The sequence below is a fragment of the Acinetobacter sp. SM1B genome (assembly GCF_003289665.1).
Taxonomy (GTDB): Bacteria; Pseudomonadota; Gammaproteobacteria; order Pseudomonadales; family Moraxellaceae; genus Acinetobacter; species Acinetobacter schindleri.
This window is the reverse complement of the sequence record NZ_QMBM01000001.1, coordinates 935442-956540: the sequence shown is the minus strand read 5'-3', so window position 1 is coordinate 956540 and position 21099 is coordinate 935442. Positions and strand designations below refer to the sequence as shown.

At 41.9% G+C, this 21099-nt stretch carries 19 protein-coding genes and 2 pseudogenes; 10 read left to right on the top strand and 11 right to left on the bottom strand.

Annotated elements, in window-relative coordinates; translation table 11 throughout:
- Positions 1–71 precede the first annotated feature (71 nt).
- From C8322_RS04515 to glnA, 5 genes are all read right to left on the bottom strand, one after another.
- Complete coding sequence (locus C8322_RS04515) at positions 72–1310, bottom strand: lipase family protein (protein WP_193759966.1); 1239 nt, start codon at positions 1308–1310, stop codon at positions 72–74.
- 118 nt (positions 1311–1428) lie between these two features.
- Positions 1429–2307, bottom strand: a complete 879-nt coding sequence (gene ubiA / locus C8322_RS04510; protein ID WP_111810418.1) for a 4-hydroxybenzoate octaprenyltransferase — start codon at positions 2305–2307, stop codon at positions 1429–1431.
- A gap of 6 nt (positions 2308–2313) precedes the next feature.
- Positions 2314–2835 (bottom strand): chorismate--pyruvate lyase family protein, encoded by a 522-nt coding sequence (locus C8322_RS04505; protein WP_008303670.1) that lies wholly within the window; start codon positions 2833–2835, stop codon positions 2314–2316.
- Positions 2828–3103, bottom strand: a complete 276-nt coding sequence (locus tag C8322_RS04500; RefSeq protein ID WP_004810585.1) for a hypothetical protein — start codon at positions 3101–3103, stop codon at positions 2828–2830. Before C8322_RS04500 ends, C8322_RS04505 begins: the two co-directional genes overlap by 8 nt.
- Before the next feature lie 87 nt (positions 3104–3190).
- Positions 3191–4600: a type I glutamate--ammonia ligase gene (gene glnA, locus C8322_RS04495; RefSeq protein WP_004810587.1), complete on the bottom strand. Its 1410-nt coding sequence runs from the start codon at positions 4598–4600 to the stop codon at positions 3191–3193.
- An 807-nt stretch (positions 4601–5407) separates the two neighbouring features.
- On the opposite strand from glnA, the gene C8322_RS04490 reads away from it, so the two are divergent.
- From C8322_RS04490 to C8322_RS04460, 7 genes are all read left to right on the top strand, one after another.
- Positions 5408–5992, top strand: a complete 585-nt coding sequence (locus C8322_RS04490) for an anthranilate synthase component II (protein ID WP_004893775.1) — start codon at positions 5408–5410, stop codon at positions 5990–5992.
- Positions 5993–5998: 6 nt separating this feature from the next.
- Positions 5999–7045, top strand: a complete 1047-nt coding sequence (trpD, locus tag C8322_RS04485) for an anthranilate phosphoribosyltransferase (protein ID WP_008303664.1) — start codon at positions 5999–6001, stop codon at positions 7043–7045.
- Between the two features lie 20 nt (positions 7046–7065).
- Positions 7066–7872, top strand: a complete 807-nt coding sequence (trpC, locus tag C8322_RS04480; protein WP_008303662.1) for an indole-3-glycerol phosphate synthase TrpC — start codon at positions 7066–7068, stop codon at positions 7870–7872.
- 382 nt (positions 7873–8254) lie between these two features.
- Positions 8255–8938, top strand: coding sequence for a Smr/MutS family protein (locus C8322_RS04475; protein ID WP_005221425.1), 684 nt, complete (start codon positions 8255–8257; stop codon positions 8936–8938).
- 93 nt (positions 8939–9031) lie between these two features.
- Positions 9032–9580 carry a GTP cyclohydrolase I FolE gene (gene folE / locus C8322_RS04470; protein WP_171249847.1) on the top strand — a complete coding sequence of 183 codons (549 nt, stop codon included), beginning with the start codon at positions 9032–9034 and terminating at the stop codon, positions 9578–9580.
- A gap of 95 nt (positions 9581–9675) precedes the next feature.
- Positions 9676–10035 (top strand): cupin domain-containing protein, encoded by a 360-nt coding sequence (locus C8322_RS04465; protein ID WP_111810417.1) that lies wholly within the window; start codon positions 9676–9678, stop codon positions 10033–10035.
- 255 nt (positions 10036–10290) lie between these two features.
- Positions 10291–10854, top strand: a complete 564-nt coding sequence (locus tag C8322_RS04460; RefSeq protein WP_111810416.1) for a DUF4385 domain-containing protein — start codon at positions 10291–10293, stop codon at positions 10852–10854.
- A gap of 1 nt (position 10855) precedes the next feature.
- On the opposite strand, the pseudogene C8322_RS04455 reads toward C8322_RS04460, so the two are convergent.
- The 5 genes and pseudogenes from C8322_RS04455 to hemE all read right to left on the bottom strand — a co-directional run bounded on the left by C8322_RS04455 (position 10856) and on the right by hemE (position 16893).
- Positions 10856–12259: pseudogene (locus tag C8322_RS04455) on the bottom strand (diguanylate cyclase).
- Positions 12260–12437: 178 nt separating this feature from the next.
- Positions 12438–14324, bottom strand: coding sequence for a DUF4105 domain-containing protein (locus C8322_RS04450; RefSeq protein ID WP_111810415.1), 1887 nt, complete (start codon positions 14322–14324; stop codon positions 12438–12440).
- A 72-nt stretch (positions 14325–14396) separates the two neighbouring features.
- A complete protein-coding gene (locus C8322_RS04445) occupies positions 14397–14867 on the bottom strand; it encodes a DUF3015 family protein (protein ID WP_004810609.1) in 471 nt (156 codons plus the stop codon).
- 138 nt (positions 14868–15005) lie between these two features.
- The gene (locus C8322_RS04440; RefSeq protein WP_111810414.1) at positions 15006–15812 is read right to left on the bottom strand and encodes a DUF817 family protein; all 807 of its coding nucleotides are present in this window, start codon (positions 15810–15812) and stop codon (positions 15006–15008) included.
- A gap of 10 nt (positions 15813–15822) precedes the next feature.
- A complete protein-coding gene (gene hemE, locus C8322_RS04435) occupies positions 15823–16893 on the bottom strand; it encodes a uroporphyrinogen decarboxylase (protein WP_111810413.1) in 1071 nt (356 codons plus the stop codon).
- Positions 16894–17091: 198 nt separating this feature from the next.
- Between hemE and C8322_RS04430 the strand changes: the two genes are divergently transcribed.
- The 3 genes from C8322_RS04430 to C8322_RS04420 all read left to right on the top strand — a co-directional run bounded on the left by C8322_RS04430 (position 17092) and on the right by C8322_RS04420 (position 20462).
- Positions 17092–18315: a L,D-transpeptidase family protein gene (locus C8322_RS04430; RefSeq protein WP_111810412.1), complete on the top strand. Its 1224-nt coding sequence runs from the start codon at positions 17092–17094 to the stop codon at positions 18313–18315.
- Between the two features lie 163 nt (positions 18316–18478).
- Positions 18479–19177 (top strand): pirin family protein, encoded by a 699-nt coding sequence (locus tag C8322_RS04425; RefSeq protein WP_108675903.1) that lies wholly within the window; start codon positions 18479–18481, stop codon positions 19175–19177.
- A 313-nt stretch (positions 19178–19490) separates the two neighbouring features.
- The gene (locus tag C8322_RS04420; protein ID WP_111810411.1) at positions 19491–20462 is read left to right on the top strand and encodes a methyltransferase; all 972 of its coding nucleotides are present in this window, start codon (positions 19491–19493) and stop codon (positions 20460–20462) included.
- 318 nt (positions 20463–20780) lie between these two features.
- Here the strand turns inward: C8322_RS04420 and C8322_RS04415 are convergent.
- A pseudogene (locus tag C8322_RS04415) lies at positions 20781–21099 on the bottom strand (transposase); the annotation flags it as partial.

Sequence of the window (21099 nt, the reverse complement as noted above, 5' to 3'; positions counted from 1 at the left end):
AGGAAGCTCATTTGAGCTTCCTCTTGTGAAAAATTGTGGGACAGCAATGGAGCCGAAGCTCCTTTTTTTGATTAAGGACTCACAGAAATACCTGAAGGCATATGAGTATTAATGAAACTTACTAACTGGTCTCTACTTAGTACAATGGCCTCAGTATGTGAAGCACCAACTACCGGTACAAAAGTCACTGCAGTACCCATATCTTTTAAGCCTTGCTGCAAACCATCTGTTACTGGATACGGTACAGCCATATCTAAAGTACCTTGAATGATCATTACAGGAACATTAATTTTTTCAGTTGCAGGCTGATTGTCCTCAAGAAACTTTTTCACCGACGGATTATCCTGGAAATTTTCTACTAATCCTGGATAATCAACGACAGTCTGCTCTGGATTATCAACCAAATAATTATCAATATCTTGAATATATTCAGCAATCAGTGGCCCTAGGCAAAGCCCATTTTCTCCAGTCGTGCCTTCTGCTTTTTCAGCCACAATCCCTGCACGATCTGAAAATATATTGCGATAATTAAAGTTTGGTTCATAGGCTTTAATGCCTACTGCCACATAGGCGGCGTAAGCAAGCAATTCCGCATAGACTGCTTTTGCCACATCATCTTGCCCCGCCTCAACCAGACCATTTAGCGCTTGCGGTGCAACTTCACTAATAATATAACCCAGACTTGAAGCCGGAGCTGCTGCAACTGCTGCCTTATAATTTGGATCTTCATCAGCAAACTGTGCTGTAGCAAGTGATGCATGCCCTCCTTGTGATTGTCCCACTGAGACCCAAGCACCATTAAATCGATTTCCTTGTTGTTCTTTAAAGGCTCTTACAGCATAGATAGCCGATTGTGCAGCACTTTTTAAGTTTAAATAAGGATGAATCCCACGAGTACCTAGCCCTTCATAATCAGGTGCAACGATCACATATCCCTGTGCAAGCAAGCTGCTAGCCAGTCCTTTAAAATTATTATTCAGCTGGTTATTACTTGGTGCACAAGAATCACCGCTACCGACTGTACCATGTTCCCAAACCACAACCCTCCAACCATCTTGAGGTTGAGGTGTATTTGGATAAAAAACCATGGCTGTCGCTTCAGCACGCTCACCTCGTACATTTGGCATGTTATAGCGTATGACTTGAATGTCTGAAGCTTCAGGTAAGGTATCTGCATCATACGACTGCTGATTTAAAAATACCCTTTCCTGGGGGCGAAACGAATCATCATCATCGTCATTACATGCTGTCATTAACAATGTCATTGAACATATGACCGCCAGACAAGTTTTTTTGAAACCGTTTTTCATTATGCTGTTCATATTCTAATCCCTTATTGTTGTTTATATTTTCATGAAGCAGATTTGAATTAATCATAAAAAAAAGCACCCTTATAGGATGCTTTTGTTATGAATCGACAGCATGCAGTTACAGAAATGCAGCAAAGATTCCCAGGAAAATCATCAGCCCTACCCAACGGTTATGCCGGAATGCCCAAAAACACCATTGAGGATCTCGATCACGTGTTTTGTACCATTGGTAAATAAAATCAATAGCTACAACAATGAGTGCAGCCAGACCAAATGGAAGCAATAAATTTTCCAGCCAAAGTGCCGCAGCAATCAACCCAATACTAACGGCCTGTAAAGCACTAATAATTTGAATGTCATGCTGGCCAAATAAAATAGCTGTCGATTTCACCCCAATTTTAAGATCATATTCACGATCCGTAATCGCATATTGGGTGTCATATGCTACAGTCCAGGCCAGATTACCAAAATACAGCAACCAGCAGGTTAAATCCGGAGTCTGCCCTACTGCGGTATAAGCCATGGGAATGGACCATGAAAATGCCGCACCCAAGAATACCTGCGGTAAATGCGTATAGCGTTTCATAAAAGGATAAATGAAAGCTAGAAATAAAGCCCCAAATGACCAATAGAACGTTTCAATCGGTAAGAAGAACAGCAAGCAGGCACTAGCAGCCACCAGCACCAGGAATACCATTACTGCTTCTTTACCACTAATGATTCCAGTTGCCAGTGGACGTGTTTTTGTTCGCTCCACATGTGCATCCACCTTTCGGTCGGCAAAGTCATTAATGGCACAACCTGCTGCACGCATAAAGATGACACCAAGAATCATTAGCACCAGAATACTCAGATCAGGTATTCCCTTTGCAGCCACCCAAAGCGCCCACATGGTGGGCCAAAAAACCAGTTCTGTGCCAATGGGCTTATCAAAACGACAAAGATAATAATAGGCGCTCAGACGTTCACGCCAGTTAATTGCTTGTGCAGTTGCCATATCAAGTTAAGCCTGTTGATTTTCTATATATTGCTGGAAAGCCGGTAAAAATGTTTCTTGTACGATAAATTTACAGCCATGCCAAGTATAACAGCTCTGGCGGGTCCACCCATCTTCAAGATAGATCACACGACGCTCACAATGCGGATTAGTACGCTGGAATAACAGCCAGCCAATCGGCTTCGATCCAATATACTGAAAAATCCGTGCCCGTTTTTGCAGGCTTAAAATCGGGAAAATACTTCTAGCCTTCACCCAAGGTTGTTCATCACAACCATATAAATAGCTTTCCCGCACCCAAGAGGTATGTTGATGTGGCATCCCCATCCAGCTGGCATTTTCAAAGCTTAAACGCTGAAAATGTTCTTTTAATGGCTGCACCCTAAATTGCCCATCTGCCAAATCAGTTAATTGCTGGGTTAATGATCCTGATGCATATAGCCATTCCCGAAATACAGCTGGTATTTGCTGTCTAGGCTGATTCTTAAATTTTAAACTCACAACATTCCCAACTTCATGATCAGGCATTATCTGTCTTGGCGATAACTTCATATTTGCCACTTGGCAGTTTTTTCAGAATTATTCCATCTGTGGTGATATAAAAGCTTTGCGGATAGTTATAATCCAAAGCCAATTCAGGATTTCGCAATGCAACGAATTCCACCTGCTTATAACCTTCAGGTGTACGTCCGACTTCTATATAGGTCACTTCAGAAAAATTCAGTTTAAAACCTTTACTGTGATCTTGCGGATCAATCCAGGGAAAAAAGCCAGTATGTTTTTTACGTGCTGCCATAATCATTTATCTTTAATCAATAACAACATCATACAAAAAAAACCCGCACAAAGGCGGGTCTTTTTTACAGTGAAATTCTTGGAAGAATTACAGGCTGTAGTACATATCAAATTCAACTGGGTGAGTAGTCGTGTTCAGACGACGTACTTCTTCAGTTTTAAGCTCGATATAGGCATCAAGCATTTCTTTAGTGAACACACCACCTTTAAGCAGGTAATCCTGGTCCGCTTGAAGCGCTTCAAGAGCCATTTCAAGACTGTGTGCCACTGTAGGGATTTTAGCCTCTTCTTCTGGAGGAAGATCGTACAAGTTCTTGTCTGCAGCTTCACCTGGATGGATCTTGTTCTGGATACCATCAAGACCAGCCATCAACAATGCAGCGAAACCTAGGTACGGGTTCATCATTGGATCAGGGAAACGTGCTTCGATACGTTTGCCTTTAGGGCTAGAAACGTATGGAATACGGATAGAAGCAGAACGGTTACGCGCAGAGTAAGCCAACATAATTGGTGCTTCGAAGTGCGGTACCAGACGCTTGTATGAGTTTGTAGACGGGTTAGTGATCGCATTCAATGAACGCGCGTGTTTGATCACACCACCGATGAAGTAAAGTGCAGTTTCAGAAAGACCTGCATATTCATCACCAGCAAACAGGTTCTTGCCATCTTTAGAGATTGACATGTGAACGTGCATACCAGAACCGTTATCGCCTACCATTGGTTTAGGCATGAAAGTCGCAGTTTTCGCGTATTGGTGCGCAACGTTCCAAACAGCATATTTAAACTGTTGTACTTCGTCTGCTTTACGAACCATTGTGTTGAAGCTTACACCGATTTCAAGCTGGCAAGATGCAACTTCGTGGTGATGTACTTCTACACGGCCTGGGCCCATGATCTCTTCGATTTTTGCACACATGTCTGCACGCATATCGTGGTGAGAATCTACAGGAGGAACTGGGAAGTAACCGCCTTTAACACGTGGACGGTGACCAGAGTTACCTGATTCGTAGTCTTTGCCAGTTGACCATGCAGCCTCTTCAGCGATCAATGTATGGCGAGCGCCAGACATGTCGATTTCCCATTTTACTTCGTCAAATACGAAGAATTCTGGTTCAGGACCGAAGAATGCAGTATCACCAATACCAGTAGATTTTAGGTATTCTTCTGCACGGCGAGCGATTGAACGTGGGTCACGGTCATAACCTTGACCAGTTGAAGGTTCAATGACATCACAAGTCACAACAACTGTAGGCTCAGCGAAGAACGGGTCGATAAAACCTGTTTCAGCATCTGGGCGTAAAATCATGTCTGACGCTTCAATACCTTTCCAGCCAGAGATTGAAGAACCATCGAACATTTTACCGTCTTCAAATGTATCTTCATCAATAGTGTCTGCTGGGTAAGTCACGTGTTGCTCTTTACCTTTAGTGTCTGTAAAACGGAAGTCTACCCATTTTGCGCCACTTTCTTGGATGAGTTGAAGGACCTTGTTCGCCATGCTCAATTTGCTCCGATGTTTTTTTGTTGCACTTACGAAGTGCGTGTTAGTAGTTGGTAGTTATTAAGCAATTACCGTACCAACTTTTAAAAGTATAGCTAAAATCTTGAAATCCTTATGAGAATACGTGGATTGAAAGAAATACTTTCGGCCTATTATACTGTCTGTATAATTAAATGCACTATATTCAAGCATTCTCTGTGATTTTTGTTTCGTTAGATTTCACACTGCACCTTAACAGTGCGGTAAATTCACTATAGATGTTATTTCTGGTAAATAATGATGAGCTTATGTAGCTTTTATAAACTTTAGGTGAGTTCTTAACCGATTTAAAAGGTATTTTTGTATTTTACTGCAAATATTCAGTTTTTCTTAAAGTTTAAGGTTAAGAAAATACTCACCAAATTGAGTCACTTTAGATAAATAAACGATAAGAATACTGTTCCGTTTTCTCCACCTGCTAATCAACTGTTGTTTTTTTAAAGCAACTCATAAAAAAATTAAAGCATCAAAATTATGTATACATATTTTTTGACCTAAACTTACTTTTAGTTATTTACTATATTTTGGTTATATCACCGTATGTGTTGAGCCTTATCAACCCTGTTCATTTGGCTAAGCAGAAAAATTGGGCAAATTGTTGCGCCGTAGTTTCAGATTATTTGCTATGATGATTGTCGCTTTATTTTCACACAATGAAATCAACAGTTTAGTCAGCTTTTCTAGCTAGCTAAAAAACTGCTAATAAAGCACGCTCTGAATTACTCAAGCACAATTTAAGTACATTAATTTCAATAGGTTAAGCTCATGCTTTTAATGATCGACAACTATGACTCCTTTACTTACAACATCGTCCAGTACTTTGGCGAGCTGAATCAAGAAGTAAAAGTAGTCCGTAATGATGCCGTGACTTTGGAAGATATTGAGCGATGGCAACCCAAGTATCTGGTCATTGGTCCTGGTCCATGTTCTCCAAGTGAAGCCGGTATTTCCATTCCTGCGATTCAGCACTTTTCTGGCAAGATTCCGCTATTAGGCGTATGTCTCGGCCATCAAAGTATTGGTCAGGCATTTGGCGGTGACATTGTACGCGCTAAACGTGTCATGCACGGCCGTCTATCCGACATGTATCACAGTGACAAAGGGATTTTCAGCAACCTGCCTTCTCCATTTTCTGCGACGCGCTATCACTCATTGGTGATTGATCAGGCGACCTTGCCGGAATGTCTGGAAGTGACCTGCTGGACCAATGAAGCAGATGGCTCAATGGAAGAAATCATGGGCGTAAAACATAAGACATTGCCTGTTGAAGGTGTGCAGTTCCATCCGGAGTCCATCCTGAGCCAGCATGGCCATCAAATCTTTAAAAACTTCCTAGAAATTTATGCGTAAATAATGATGAACATTCAACAAGCTTTAAACCATATTACAAAAAACATTCACCTGACTCAGCCACAAATGGAAGACGTGATGCGTTGCATCATGTCGGGTGAAGCCACTGATGCACAAATTGGCGCCCTGATGATGGGTCTACGCTTAAAAGGCGAAAGCATCGATGAAATTACTGCTGCAGCACGTGTAATGCGTGAATTGGCACTGAAAATTGATGTCAGCGATTTGCCATATTTGGTCGACATTGTTGGCACAGGCGGTGATGGTCAGAACTTATTTAACGTCTCTACTGCTTCAAGTTTTGTGATTGCGGCTGCAGGCGGAACTGTTGCTAAACATGGCGGTCGTGGGGTTTCTGGTAAATCAGGTTCATCTGATGTCCTAGAGCAAGCAGGTATCCGCCTTGATCTGAGTCTTGAGCAAAGTGAACGTTGCATTCGTGAAATTGGTGTAGGGTTTTTATTCGCCCCAAATCATCACAAAGCGATGAAATATGCCGCTGTGCCACGTAAAGAATTGGGTTTCCGTAGTATTTTTAATTTACTCGGCCCGCTTACGAATCCGGCTGGAGTAAAACGCTTTGTCATTGGTGTTTTCTCACATGAATTGTGCCGCCCAATGGCTGAAGTGCTTAAGCAACTCGGTGCTGAACACGTCATGGTAGTGCATTCACAAGATGGTTTAGATGAAATCAGTTTAGCATCTAAAACTTATGTGGCTGAACTCAAGAATGGTGAAATCACTGAATGGGAAATTATTCCTGAACAGGTCGATATTGCCTCTCAAACCTTAACAGGTCTAACCATTGACAGTGCTGCCGACAGCTTAAAACTGATTAAAGACGCATTAAGCAAAAAGAAATCTGAAATTGGTGAAAAAGCCGCAAATATGGTGGCGCTTAATGCTGGTGCAGGTATCTATGTAGCTGGTTTAACCACCAGCTATAAACAGGGTGTTGCTCTTGCCCATGACATTATTTATGGGGGGCAAGCTCTAGAAAAAATGGGCATTTTGGCAGAATTTGGCAATACGCTCAAAGAATACGACATCTAAGACAGCAGGAATTTTTAATCATGGTAGATATCGCAAATACGATTCTAGGTAAGATCGTAGACCGGAAAAAAGAAGAATTTGCTGCACGTCTGAAGCAAAAAAGTTATAAGGATGTTGAAGAGCTGGCTCAAGCTGCCACACCTGTACGTGGCTTTGCTCAATCATTGCTGGCTAAGCGCCCGGGGGTGATTGCTGAAATCAAAAAAGCCTCTCCATCCAAAGGCATTATCCGTGAAAACTTTAATCCAGCGGAAATTGCCGCACAGTATCAGGATGCAGGCGCTGCATGTTTATCCGTATTGACCGATGTGGATTTCTTCCAGGGTGCTGATGAGAATATTCAGATTGCACGTTCGCATTGCGATTTGCCAGCCCTACGTAAAGATTTCCTGATTGATCCTTATGGGGTGATTGAAGCGCGAGCTTTACATGCAGACTGTATCTTGCTGATTGTGGCTTGCCTGTCTGATCAGCAACTGGAAGAAATGTCGAAGACTGCTTTTGAGCATCATCTGGATGTTTTAGTCGAAGTGCATGATGAGGCCGAACTCGAACGTGCGCTTAAACTTTCAGATCGCTGCCTGTTGGGGGTAAATAACCGTAACTTGAAGACCTTTGATGTTGATTTAAATACCTCACTGCGTTTAAAACAGTTACTCGATCCATCTCGCCTGTTGGTGACTGAAAGTGGTATTTCAACACCTGCAGATGTCGCGATGATGCAGGAACATGATATTCATGCCTTTCTGGTTGGTGAAAGCTTTATGAAACAGCCGCGTCCGGATCATGCATTCCGCGAACTGTTTGGTGAACCAGAAGCTGTATAAAAATTTTCAATTCAGGGCAAAATTCGTTTTGCCCTGATTCTTCCTACTCCCTGAATCAACTTTTAGACCTTCTAATTTATCTGTTTTTCTGTTCTGCCCCAGCTTGAAATCTCTCTCTAAAATTCAGCCTATCAGCCTATCAGCCTATCAGCCTATCAGCCTATCAGCCTGGATATAATCAAATACATTCTGCTTATATGAACAGTAAGACCTAAAAAATCAAATAATAAACGTGAGCTCTTATTGTATATTCACGTTTAAATTTCATTTAAATATTCACTTGAACAGAATACCTAAACAGTATAAGCGCAATGCAGTTCTCATTTTCTTGAATCAGGACTATAATTTATCAATATTTTCGCATCTTGCATGTTTTTTGATTATGAGCAAACACGATTCTTCGCTTTCCAAAGATCAGTTTAACTTACTAAAGCAATTTAAAAAACAGATCAGCAATCCACAGCCACGCGTTGAAGTTGAAGCACCTGCGGTGAAAACACCTGAACAGGAACAAGCTGATGAGCTGGAATTGTTTCGTAAACAGATGCAGGGTGTACAAAAAATCGATAATAGCAATATCGCAAAAATCGAAAAAGCCGGCAAGAAAAAACCGGATGCACAGACACTAGCCAAACGTGCTGCTGCTGAAGGTCCGATGCAGACTGATGAAACTGCCCTTTCTGATACCCAGGCCATGCTGAATCCAGTCGGAAGTCAGGCTGCGCTGAGCTATCGCATTGCGACCCTACAGCATAAAGTCTTTGAAGATCTGAAAGCCGGCAATCTGCGCTGGTATGAAGCAGTCGATCTGCACGGCTGTACCGTGGAAGAAGCACGTGTTGCAGTATTGCAAATTATCCAGATGGCGAAAGATGAAAATCAGAACGTAATTAAGATCGTACATGGTAAAGGTCCGGAAGCCATTTTAAAGACCTACGTAAATGGCTGGCTGCGTCAGCATCGTGACGTTTTGGCCTTTGTCAGCGCACCTGAAAACCAGGGCGGTACTGGCGCTGTGCTGGTTCTGCTCAAGCGTGCGGAAAAGAATCCAAAGTTCAAACAGTAATCGGAATTAACTCCAAATTAAGGCAATGTAATAGTTTTCTGCTACAATGCCGTCCTTGTTCTATCTCAGTGTAAGTGAATACGTCATATGACTATGCAGCAATCCTACGCAAACATTCTTACTGCCGTTGGTGAAGATTTAAATCGCCCTGGTCTCAAAGATACGCCTGTGCGTGCTGCGAAAGCGTTTTCGTATTTAACTTCCGGCTATAGCCAGACTCTGGAAGAAGTGACCAATAATGCAGTATTCCCGTCTGATAACCATGAGATGGTTTTGGTCAAAAATATCGAATTCTATTCGCTGTGTGAACACCATTTATTGCCATTCTATGGCCGTGTGCATATTGCTTATTTGCCAGAAGGCCGTGTTTTAGGCCTGTCTAAATTTGCCCGTATTACTGAAATGTTTGCACGTCGCTTACAGATTCAGGAAAATCTGACCCAGCAAATTGCAGAAGCAGTGGCTGAAGTGACTGGCGCACGTGGTGTGGCTGTGGTGATTGATTCTGCGCATATGTGCATGATGATGCGGGGTGTGGGCAAGCAGGAATCAACAACACGTACTGTTTCTTTTGTGGGTGATTTTAAAACCAATAAAGAAGAACGTCGTGAATTCCTGAGCGCAGTACCTGAAGCTTACTAATCGTTTTGATTTCAAAAGCCTCGACACTTGTTGAGGCTTTTTTATATGTGCTTTAATTTGTTCAATTTCAGATAACTTTAGCTTGAGGATTCACTATGTCATCAATTTGGTTAGCAGGTCACGGTTTAACCCAGAGTGAAACCACAATTGATTATCCCCGTCCTGATCGCCTGGTCGCTGGCAATCCTAAACGTTCTACACAAAGCTTGTATGATCATCCCAATATGAATTGTGGTATCTGGGAATGCGAAGTCGGTGCATGGAATATTGTGTTTGCTGAGAATAAACAGGAATTCTTTACGGTCATTGAAGGTACAGTTCGCCTGCATGATGCCAACAAAAAAAGTTATGTAGAAATCAAAGCCGGTGATGCAGGTATTATTCCGCCAGGCTTTGTCGGTACTTTTGAAGTGGTAGAGGCAGTCAAAAAATACTTTGTCGTAGTTGAAGCATAAAACCTGCTTTTGCAGGTTTTTCTTTTTAAAATTATAAATAAATTCGACTTCTACAATTCATTACAGCATCACTACCCGCTTTAGCACACTTCCATCCTACATTATTCCTGATCATCTGTTCAGTTATGCAGATTGATCTGCTTGTGTATATGCACTTAATAAAAAATACATACATTTTAAGAAAGCTCATGGACTTCAAAAATACAGACAGGCATTCATGGTTATAGGGGAAATATAGATACATAAGGAGAAAATATGACGATTAAAAAAGTTTCAAAAAATGTTCCCCGTAAAACCTCACGGGTAGTTTCGACCAGTTTTGATTACTCGCTGGATTTTGAAAAAATTGATTTTAGAAAACGGCCTGAATTGTACCGGATTGGACGTGGTGAACAGGGCGTGCTTTCAGTTGAACCGTATAAATCGGAAATTTTGCCACATTGGCGTTTTGCCGATGAAGAGAAGGCCCAAGCGAGCAGTACTAAGATTTATGCCATGTTTCTGGATTATCTGGAAAAGGAAGATTTTATTGGTGCGGATATGGCACGTAAATTCTTGCAGATGGGCTATACCCGTGCCCGCCGCTATGCCAATCATAAAGGGGGTAAAAAATATGACGGTCCGGTGCCAGATGACAAAAAAGGATTGAGCGGCGCTCACGGCAGAGACGAATTGCCTCGTCAGCGAGAAGATCCCGTTAAAGCTGCCGCAGCACGTATCTTTAAACAAAAATGGGATGAAGCCAAACTGCATCCCGAGTACATTAAGCAAAAACAGAAATTTAAAGACTGGATTGAATCGCTGCAATCCCATCAATAATTTAGGTCATTGATGGCGTATTCAATACTCGTGTATCCGGGTCATTTTTTGCCAGATACACCCGATTACGACCAGTATTTTTTGCTGCATATAAAGCTGTATCGGCAGTATCCAGGAACTTCTGGTAATCCGGATGACCATCATAAATCACACAGCCAATACTCACGGTAAACTTGAACTGCATACCCTGTGCAGTCGTAATTATGCCTTCTTCAATAAATTTACGGATATTTTCTGCAATATTCATGGCACGGCGTTGATCGGTATCGACCAGTAACAGCAAGAATTCTTCACCACCCACACGAAAAGCATAGTCACTGCCCTGACTGTATTTCTGTAATCCATCCGCAATAAATTTCAGGGCCAGATCACCCGCCGCATGACCAAATTTGTCGTTAATGGTTTTAAAGAAATCGGCATCCAGCGCCAATAAGGCAAGCGGTGTCTGGTTCTGACGTGAATAAGTAATTTCGCGGGAAATAATGGTATTTAGATAGCGACGATTGAGTAATTGAGTCAGGGAATCATTTCCCGATTCAATATATTCTGCCACCTGAAATAGCTGATCAATCAGATGCTGAATCTCACGATTCAGCTCACGAATCTGCTGAATCAGGTTCAGTTTTTTTGTTTTGTCCTGACATTCTAAAATGATCTGATTTAGCGTATCGACCTGATGAATGCGTTCAATAATTAGCTGAACTTGATCTGAGCCGGTAAATGCATACGAGGCCTTATGAATAAACCATAGGCCAAATTCAGATTTGGACAGTAGCGGATGACGTAAGGTTTCCTGACCTGAGAACACTTTGTACATCAGCTCATTTTCCCAGTCGAGTAAGCAACTACGCTGCTTATCTTTTTGTACTGCAACATCCTGCATGGCAGAGAACAGACGATAACTATGCTTTATTTCCTGATTTTTGGCAGTTTTTGCCTCATAGGAACGGCACATGATTTCAGTGGCAAAGCTCATAACCTGTACCAGATAGCTACAGGTCGTCAGCGTCAGCAACTGTTCATCTTCTTCTAACAGCTCAAATATCTTGCGTTCAATTTCACGTACACCACGCATAATCAGCCAGGATGGAATACCTACCCGGGCATGGACATGACCGACGGTATGCTGTTTCTGTACAGCCTGTAAATAGTGCTTATTAATACCGACACTAAAACTTTCTAACAGCCATTGATGCAAGGTGTTGCGCAGGCGCTGCTGAATCAGATCATCAGAAAAGAACTCTGCCGACTCTTTTTCCACCAGCATATTTTTATAAAACTCTTCCACCAGTATCAGGGCATTATCCTGTATAAACTAGAAGGCATGGACTAAATCATCTGATGAATAATTTTGGCATATATGCTGCCACTGTCCCGCTAGCATATCCATACATTCATTGTCCATACTCAAACACCCCAATAAATTAGGTGAACAATATATCAAATTTATAAGCTATCGTTACCCCATACATCCATAATTTTGATGAAACGACATCTAAAACAGCCACAAAATCCTTATATTTTTGTAACTTCTATTTTTTATTTAAATCAGTAACTTTTAGAGATTTTACTAGAAAATTCACTTAAAAATAACGAATATAGTGTAAATGCAATGCCTGCCAGTCCAGACTCCCCTGCTGCTGGTATTGCCATCCAATCCGAATGGCATTTTGCATATTTAGGCTATATTGCAATTCTGTATTCAGGTTGAGCATCCATTGCTGACTGTCATGCCAATAAGGGAGCTCTATCTGTACCAGACTGTTAATTCGGTCCGTCCAGATATTCTGACAGCCTGCGGTTGGCCCCAGACCTGCACGCCAGCCCTCATCAAGTGCTTTACCAGCCTGCACATGCGTTTGTAATTGCACATAACATAGATGTTCACGTTCGGCATTAGCCCAGCTATAGCCACCCTGTACCTGAAAATTGGCTACACCATGCTGCTGTTCAGTACTGAACCCTCCTTCCCGGTCAAGAGCTTCCTGTTTCCAGCTCAGATTAAAGCCCCAAGACAACGGAACCTTAAATGCATGAATCGGGTTATAAGAATTAACTGTTAACAGGTCTAGATGTTCCAGTTTGATACGATCATCACGGTATTGCAGCGCACCATCGAGAAATAATAATTGAGTGCCTGTGCGTAATCCGCCTTGTGGATCCATCAGATCATGATAAGCCTGACGGAAACCTAACTGAATCGCAGTTTGATCCTGTACCTGTCCAGCCTTAAATACGAAATTACGTGCATGATGGCTTTGGGTCGGATCTACTTTTGGAGTTTCTGGCTGCTGACGCTGTTTCTCTATGGCCAGCTGGCTTCTTAATCCCAATAACTTGCGAAAGCGTGGTTGGGCAAATGCTTCATCTACTTCCTGACGCAGAAAATCCAGATATAAATGATCATAGGCCATTTCCAGTATCTTGGCCTGATCTTCAGCAGGATAGTTGTGCAAGATCTCAGACATCTTAGCAGTTTCTACATAAGCGACCTGATGTGCAGTTTTTGCCAGAACTTTACCATGCTGGCGAGATTGAGCCAGCAACTGGGTTTCGAGGGCTGGTCGATAGATTTTTTCCCGAATCAGCCCCTGCTGCTCGACAACTTTTAGGGTTTCTACCGGAATAGCGGTTGTACCGAACTGTTTTTGCAGATTCAGTCCAGGTCGGACTAAGTCGAGCAGACCTAAGAGACGATATGAACAATTATCATTAATAAAATAATAAGGGAAATTGACCTGTTGCATTTCCCACAGATGCTGTACTAGAAAAGTGGTTTCTTCGGGCGTCAGATTAAGTTCATATTCCCATAAATCTCGGCTTTCAAAATCCCCATACTCTTTGACCTTACGATAATAAGGCATCAGTGAATATTCACCCGGATATTGCCCGGTTAAGCCTTTCCAGGCAAAAGACCAGTTATCATTGCTGTCTACGGTCGCTGCATAATTGACTGCATAAGAAATCAGCTTGAGTTCCTGCTGGTCTTTAGGGTCCAGACGCAGCAAAGTATGCCCAAACATTGAGCTCGGATTCCCCATAAAATCTGTCGCATAAATCAGGGTAGCTTTATAAGGCTTAACCTCCCCAATCCAGCGTTCAAGATCAGGGCAACTTAGCTCAGGCAATTGCTGCTCAGAGATATTTAACTGCTGCATGAGCCAGTGACTACGTGCGGGAAACTTGCAGCGCACGGACTGGTTGGGGGCAGCTGCTAAAAATAATGCCTGTATATTCTGCTGCATTTCCTGTTGCAGGTTACTTCCTCCCTGCTCTGCCAGAAAATAACCAGAGTAGCTGACCTCACTCTGACCTTTGCTATTGGCATACATTAAACGCTGCCAGGTTTCCGCCTTAAACAGCTGCTTCTGTACCGCCTGATCAAGATAAGGCTGAATATCTGGGGAAATGGTCGTAGCAAAACTTACGGGACTCGATAGCAAAGCTATGAGTAAAAAGGCATATTTCATTCAGTCAACGTATTCTCGGGTTTTTATAGTCATAAGAAAACCCTGCCAGTAGCAGGGTTTTTTAAGGATCCGTTAGATGTAAGATTTTAACACTTCATCTTTAGCCATCACGTTTTGTAATGAGCTCAAAACCTGTAAAGTATTTTGATTTTCTTCTGAATAGATTTCAGAGAAATTCTGCTTGGATAAAGTAAAGAAGCGTGCCTTATCTTCAGATTTAATATTCAGCAATTCTGCAAGTACATTCAGGCTTTCACCTTCACCAACAGCCATATCGCGTGCCAATGCTTCCGCATTTTCATTGGTAAACGTCACAACTTGTGCCGTGACTGTTCCTCCCTGACTACAACCCAAGGTACCGAAAGTAATCCCTAGCCATTGGTTAGTAAACAGAACGTTTGTAGTACCAGCAAGCAGTTTAGGAATAATGCCTGACTGACCTGCCCACACCTGACTACCGACACCACAACCAACATCATTGTCAGCCATCGCCAGGCTCGAACCAGTCGCTAATACTGCTGCGAGCATAATTTTTTTCAACATACTTATTCTTCGGTTATTCTCTGCATCTTTGTTATTGATATAATTATGTAATTTATATTACACATTAAGCAGATTAGCTGGAAGCTGATCGATACGCAATGTTAAAAACGTCCATGTTAACCAAAGAAAACATTAATTTTATGAAGAAGCTTTCAACTGCCAATTTCCTCTAGAATCACGTACCCCTAAAATCTTCATAACCAGCACCAGACTGAGCAATAATAACAAGTACCAGGAACCTAATTTTGCCCAGCCAACCATATGCCATTTTTCTACCTGACTTGGATAGAGCCAGATCTGGTAAAAGGTACTGATATTCTCCGCAATCCAGATAATAAAGGCCAGTAAAGCCAGGACCGGTAACATCGGCAACTGAAAGGAATGCCGGTTCAGCTGAAAGCGGATTTTAGTTTTCCAGAAGATCAGCGCGCTCCAGATAAAAAGAAGAATACGATAATCTGGAATAAAGAACTTACTCATGAAGTTAATATAGGACAACACAGCCAGTGCCATCATATTGGCAAAACCAGGCAAGTGATTAAAAGAGACCTGAAACAGACGTAATGAACGCGCAAAAAAACTGCCTACAGCTGAATACATAAAGCCTGCAAACAACGGGACGGTTAAGATCTTGAAAATGGCGGGTTGTGGATAATGCCAGGAAGCAATCGCTGGATGAGTCAGAAAAATTTCCATCACCATCGCCAGAATATGAAATAGCGCAATGACTCTGGCTTCTGGCCAGGATTCTAATTTGGCATATAACAGAATGACCTGAATCACCAGAGCATAAAATAGAAGGTAGTCATAACGGTAGAAGCCGTAAAAGAGTTCACTCCCGATTGAAGCGCTAAAAGCAAAAGCCAGCAGGAGTAAGATCCCAAATAAGGCAGCCGATGCTGCCTTATAAGAAAATTCAAACCCTGATTTGAGTAGGTCGATCAAGGTTTACATCCTAAAGATATTTAGCGCTGTACTCATGCACGGTATCAATAAACGCTTTAGGATGGGCTGGATCTACCCATTGTGTAATGCCATGTCCAAGATTTGCCACATAACCGGTCTTTTCACCATTAGCATATGCATCGTCCAGCATCAGCCGGGTAGCTTTAGCAATTGCGTCTGGAGAACCATATAAGGTTGCAGGATCAAGGTTGCCTTGTAGTGCTGCACGACCAGCAACAGTCTGACGGGCAACATTCAACGGCGTAGTCCAGTCCAGTCCAAAAGCATCTGCACCTGTTGCTACCATTGGTTCAAGCCACTGGCCACCACCTTTGGTGAAAAGGATCACAGGGATCTTGCGACCCTCTTTTTCACGCTGCAAACCTGCGACAATTTTCTGCATATAATTAAGTGAAAATTCGATATATTCACGATGCGCTAGTGCACCACCCCAACTATCAAAAATCTGTACCGCCTGAGCACCTGCATCAATCTGAGCATTCAGGTAATCCGTTACTGCATCTGCCAGACGTGTAAGTAATGCATGCAGCACTTCAGGCTGTGCATACATCATTTGTTTGGTAAAGCGAAAATCCTTACTGGAACCACCTTCAACCATATAAGTCGCCAGTGTCCATGGACTGCCCGAGAAGCCAATTAAGGGAACTTGTCCACCTAATGCTGAACGGATCGTAGTAACCGCATTCATGACATAGTCCAGATCTGATTTGGCATTAAATGCTGGCAGATTCGCTACATCCTGCTCGGTACGTACGGTTTTATGAAACTTAGGACCTTCACCGGCTTCAAAATACAGACCCAGACCTAATGCATCCGGCACAGTCAAAATGTCCGAAAATAGAATGGCAGCATCAAGTTCATAACGGCGTAGCGGCTGCAAGGTCACTTCACAGGCAAATTCGGTATTCTTGCAAAGAGACAGAAAATCCCCTGCCTTGGCGCGTGTTTCACGGTATTCTGGTAAATAACGGCCTGCCTGGCGCATCATCCATACGGGTGTGGTATCTACAGGTTCACGCAACAATGCACGCAGAAAACGATCATTTTTTAAGGTCGTCATTCACATTACCATCAATCTTTGACATTCAGGACATCATAGCAAAAAGCCTCCATTTTTAATAACTTCACATTACTTTAAAAATCGATCATCATAAGTGAAGAATTAAGGGTGTCACAAAACAACTACTGCATCTCCATAGTTTTTCTGTAATACTTATTACGTTATTTAAATAGTTTATGAATAATTAGGTTGAATTACATGTTCGTTCGCACAATGCTCGCAATGAGTTTAAGTTGCATTATTGCAGGTACTGCCTTCGCTGCTTCTGCTACTGAACAGCCATTAAATCCCAAGAAAGTAGCGACCGATGTTACGGTTCAAGACCCGATCGATCCGCTTGCTACAGAAGCATCAGCAGCCAAATCTACAGATACTCCTATTTCAGCTCGGGAACAAAGCGATCTTACTCAGGCTTCTGAAACCCTGGATGGCCTGCAGGCAGCTGAAGATCAAAATGCGGATATCGGTGCTGCCCCAACAGCAGCCGCTAAAAGTACGTCTGCTCATGCCAATAAAGCATCTTGGACGCTAGATGGTCTGAATAATGCTCAATGGTATGAAGACATCGGTAAAGGTCAGTTCCCTGTTTACGCACGTGCACATGTCATGTTGAACAATGCTCATGCTTCGCCAGGTGCAATTGATGGAACCAGTGGTAAAAATACCCTGAAAGCGCTGGCCTCTTTCCAGCAAATGAATGGTATCAAGCCGACCGGTACATTGACCAAAGAAACCTGGGATAAGTTGATAGAATTGCAAGCGTCTAAGCCTGCATTTGTCGAATACACCATTTCAGCAGACGATCTGAAAGTACCTTTGGCAAAATCAATTCCATCTGATTATGCGCTACAGGCTAAAATGCCTGGTCTGTACTACACCAGCATGTCGGAAATGCTTGCTGAAAAATTCCACATGGATGAAGCATTCCTGAAACAGCTCAATCCAGGAGCAAACTTCAGTAAAGCAGGCCAAAAACTTCTGGTTGCTAATGTCCGTAACAACCTGCCTGAAGACATTCATTTGATTGTAGCGCACAAAGGTGCCAAACAGCTGTATCTGTTTAACAGCAAAAATAAAATGATTGCCTCTTTCCCGGCAAGTATTGGTAATACAAGCACGCCTTCTCCAACGGGTACTTATAAAGTAACAGGTGTGGCGCGTAACCCATATTATAGCTATTCACCTTCTAACTTTGTTCAAGGTAATAACACTAAACCGCTTTCCTTACCACCTGGCCCGAATGGTCCAGTCGGTAATATCTGGATTGGTCTGAGCAAGAAATCATTTGGTATTCATGGTACGCCAAATCCATCGATGATTTCCAAGTCTTATTCACACGGTTGTATCCGTTTGACCAACTGGGATGCCAATGATCTTGGCCGTAAAGTGAAGTCAGGTGTAACTGTCCGCTTCCTGGAATAATCAGTTCTATATAAAAAATGCCCGCTTTCGAGTGGGCTTTTTTATGCTTCAATAAAATTCAGATCGTTGCAAAACTGCAATGATCTGTCGCATGGATAGGCTTTTTATAAAATAAATACAACGCTAAGATAGGATCATGTTAAAAAAATAGATGAGATGAAAAATGGATGCTTTCCTGCATAAAAGCGAAAACCGTGGTCATGTCAAAATGGGCTGGCTGGAATCTAAACACAGCTTTTCATTTGGTAACTGGTATAACCCTAAATATATGGGTATCAGCGCACTACGTGTGATTAATGACGACTTGATCGATGGTCATCAAGGCTTTGGTCAACACCCACACGACAATATGGAAATCCTGACCTGTGTACTTAAAGGTACGATTACCCATCAGGACAGCATGGGCAATCACGGCGGGATTTCTGCGGGTGAGTGGCAACTGATGAGTGCCGGTACAGGTGTTCGCCATAGTGAAATGAACCAAGGTGATGAACAGGTCCATTTGCTACAAATCTGGATCATTCCAAACGAACATGATGCACAACCGAACTATCAGCAAATTAAGCTGGATCCACGTGAACAACCTAACCAGTGGCATCTCATTTGTGGACCAAATGATAACGCACCGATGCATATTCGTCAGAATGCTGAAGTGAAAACCGCAGTGATCAAAAAAGATCAGGCTTTAGCAATCAAAGCCACTCAGCATATTAACTATGTGCATGTGATTTCAGGTGCAGTACAGATTGCCGAATACACCCTAAATGCAGGTGATGCAATTGCTTTTCTGGATGTAGTGGATATGAGAGCTCTGGATGATGCTCAAGTAATCTGGTTTGATTTGCCGGAAGTCAAAGACTAAGATTTTTATCAATTTTAGTTCTACAAGGCTATTCATCTGCAAGGTGAATAGCCTTTATTTTTTATATCGTGAACTTATTTCTCTCTATGCAAAATTGCAGATAAAAATAAATAATACCAATCCACAGCACTTCTTTACCTAAGTATTCCTCATTTTCAGCGATGATTAAGCTTATTCATTTTAAGCAACCATCTATCTATCACGTACGAAGAAACTTAACCAATTCTTATGGCTATCCTCCGAGTCATTTTTTATTATGAGCACAACAGAATGATTACTTGATATTTTCTAAGAATCAGAAGAGAAAATCCTTATGAACCAGATCTTAGATATAAAAACCAGCCAACAGCAGGCTTTACTTTATTTATTGAATTTCTTAAAACAGCAAGACTATCAATTTACTGCAATTACCCCACTTTCTCATCAACGGATTCTGGATCGTAAACAAAATGATTTAAACAAAAAAATTACGCTAAAGGATATATTTGGCTGGAATCTTGGATTTAAAAAAACAGATCTTGATCCTGCGCTTTTTTCCATACTCGAAGAACATCAGCTTCTCAAAATTCAGGAAAACTTATATTTAAGTCAGGTACGAGTAGCTTCTCTTAACAATGCGTTATTTATTCACTCTGCCTTTCCGACCATAGAACAGGATGCAGTATTTTTTGGCCCAGATACTTATCGTTTTGCCTATCACTTGAAGCAATATTTAGCGAGCCGATCTGATCCATTGAAACGCGCAGTTGAATTATGTTGTGGTACTTCGGCAGCTGCCGTCAGTATCGCAAAAAATTTTCTAGATTATGATGAGTTGATTGTCGCGGATCTTAATCCGAAAGCCCTGTTATATAGTCAAATGAATATCGACTTTGCTGGTTTAAAAAAAATCCATCCGGTACAGAGTGATTTATTTGCAAATCTGCAAGGCCGGTTTGACCTGATTTTTGCCAATCCCCCCTATTTAATCGACCCACATCAACGTCAATACCGGCATGGCGGTGATGAGCTAGATGGCAATGCTCTCTCTTTTCGCATCATTAAAGAAGGTATCCAGCATCTTAATCTACGGGGATGTATATTCTTATATACAGGCGTTACCGTCACTCAGGATGGCAATCGTTTTGTAGAGTATTTAGAAAAATTAATGAAGCAGTATAAAAATATCAGCTGGTCTTATGAAGAGATTGACCCGGACATCTTTGGAGAAGAATTAGAACAACCGGCTTATCAGCATGTGGACAGGATTGCTTTGGCGTTAGTGAAAATTGAAGTCAAAAAATAATATTGTCGTCATTAAAAGCTCTTTATTTAATGTGTAAATACTCAGAAAACTTATAAATTTTATGAAAAATCTATAAAAAAATATCCCAGTAATTTATTGATATTTTAAAGATTTATCTTTAATAAAAAACCGGCCTATGCCGGTTTTTTATTAAATCATTTTTTACCAGTTCAGTTCCAAACCGATACTTCCGCCTTGATCACTCGAACTTGATGAAGCGTACTTTCCATAGTACTGACCAAAAATTGAAAGATTGGTAATCGAGGGGCTTTGTTGCACAAAGATTTAAAAACTAGAGTTCCCCTAAGCTACTCAAATTTAAGAGACAACTTGGGTATGAGGTCGACCTAATTCAGTGAATTTATTGAGGACTGCCACACGTGCATGAATCTCATTGACTTGGCTTTAAAAGCTCCTTGCACTCAGTTTATCGCCCAATAATTTAATGCAATGCATCTTGGTTTCTACCAAGCTTCGGCGATGATACCCAGACCACTTTTTCCAAATGACTCTTTCTAGGCGTTTGACCGTTTTCAATAATTCATTCCTCTCTATAGATCTCGCTTGCTTGTCTTTCCAAGGCTTTGCATTTTTTCTTGGCGGAATCACTGCATGTGCTTGTCGATCGGAAATCACT

Coding starts and splice junctions, on each gene's coding strand:
- C8322_RS04515 (WP_193759966.1), bottom strand. CDS start 1,310: ATGAAAAACGGTTTCAAAAAAACTTGTCTGGCGGTCATATGTTCAATG.
- ubiA (WP_111810418.1), bottom strand. CDS start 2,307: ATGGCAACTGCACAAGCAATTAACTGGCGTGAACGTCTGAGCGCCTAT.
- C8322_RS04505 (WP_008303670.1), bottom strand. CDS start 2,835: ATGCCTGATCATGAAGTTGGGAATGTTGTGAGTTTAAAATTTAAGAAT.
- C8322_RS04500 (WP_004810585.1), bottom strand. CDS start 3,103: ATGGCAGCACGTAAAAAACATACTGGCTTTTTTCCCTGGATTGATCCG.
- glnA (WP_004810587.1), bottom strand. CDS start 4,600: ATGGCGAACAAGGTCCTTCAACTCATCCAAGAAAGTGGCGCAAAATGG.
- C8322_RS04490 (WP_004893775.1), top strand. CDS start 5,408: ATGCTTTTAATGATCGACAACTATGACTCCTTTACTTACAACATCGTC.
- trpD (WP_008303664.1), top strand. CDS start 5,999: ATGAACATTCAACAAGCTTTAAACCATATTACAAAAAACATTCACCTG.
- trpC (WP_008303662.1), top strand. CDS start 7,066: ATGGTAGATATCGCAAATACGATTCTAGGTAAGATCGTAGACCGGAAA.
- C8322_RS04475 (WP_005221425.1), top strand. CDS start 8,255: ATGAGCAAACACGATTCTTCGCTTTCCAAAGATCAGTTTAACTTACTA.
- folE (WP_171249847.1), top strand. CDS start 9,032: ATGCAGCAATCCTACGCAAACATTCTTACTGCCGTTGGTGAAGATTTA.
- C8322_RS04465 (WP_111810417.1), top strand. CDS start 9,676: ATGTCATCAATTTGGTTAGCAGGTCACGGTTTAACCCAGAGTGAAACC.
- C8322_RS04460 (WP_111810416.1), top strand. CDS start 10,291: ATGACGATTAAAAAAGTTTCAAAAAATGTTCCCCGTAAAACCTCACGG.
- C8322_RS04450 (WP_111810415.1), bottom strand. CDS start 14,324: ATGAAATATGCCTTTTTACTCATAGCTTTGCTATCGAGTCCCGTAAGT.
- C8322_RS04445 (WP_004810609.1), bottom strand. CDS start 14,867: ATGTTGAAAAAAATTATGCTCGCAGCAGTATTAGCGACTGGTTCGAGC.
- hemE (WP_111810413.1), bottom strand. CDS start 16,893: ATGACGACCTTAAAAAATGATCGTTTTCTGCGTGCATTGTTGCGTGAA.
- C8322_RS04430 (WP_111810412.1), top strand. CDS start 17,092: ATGTTCGTTCGCACAATGCTCGCAATGAGTTTAAGTTGCATTATTGCA.
- C8322_RS04425 (WP_108675903.1), top strand. CDS start 18,479: ATGGATGCTTTCCTGCATAAAAGCGAAAACCGTGGTCATGTCAAAATG.
- C8322_RS04420 (WP_111810411.1), top strand. CDS start 19,491: ATGAACCAGATCTTAGATATAAAAACCAGCCAACAGCAGGCTTTACTT.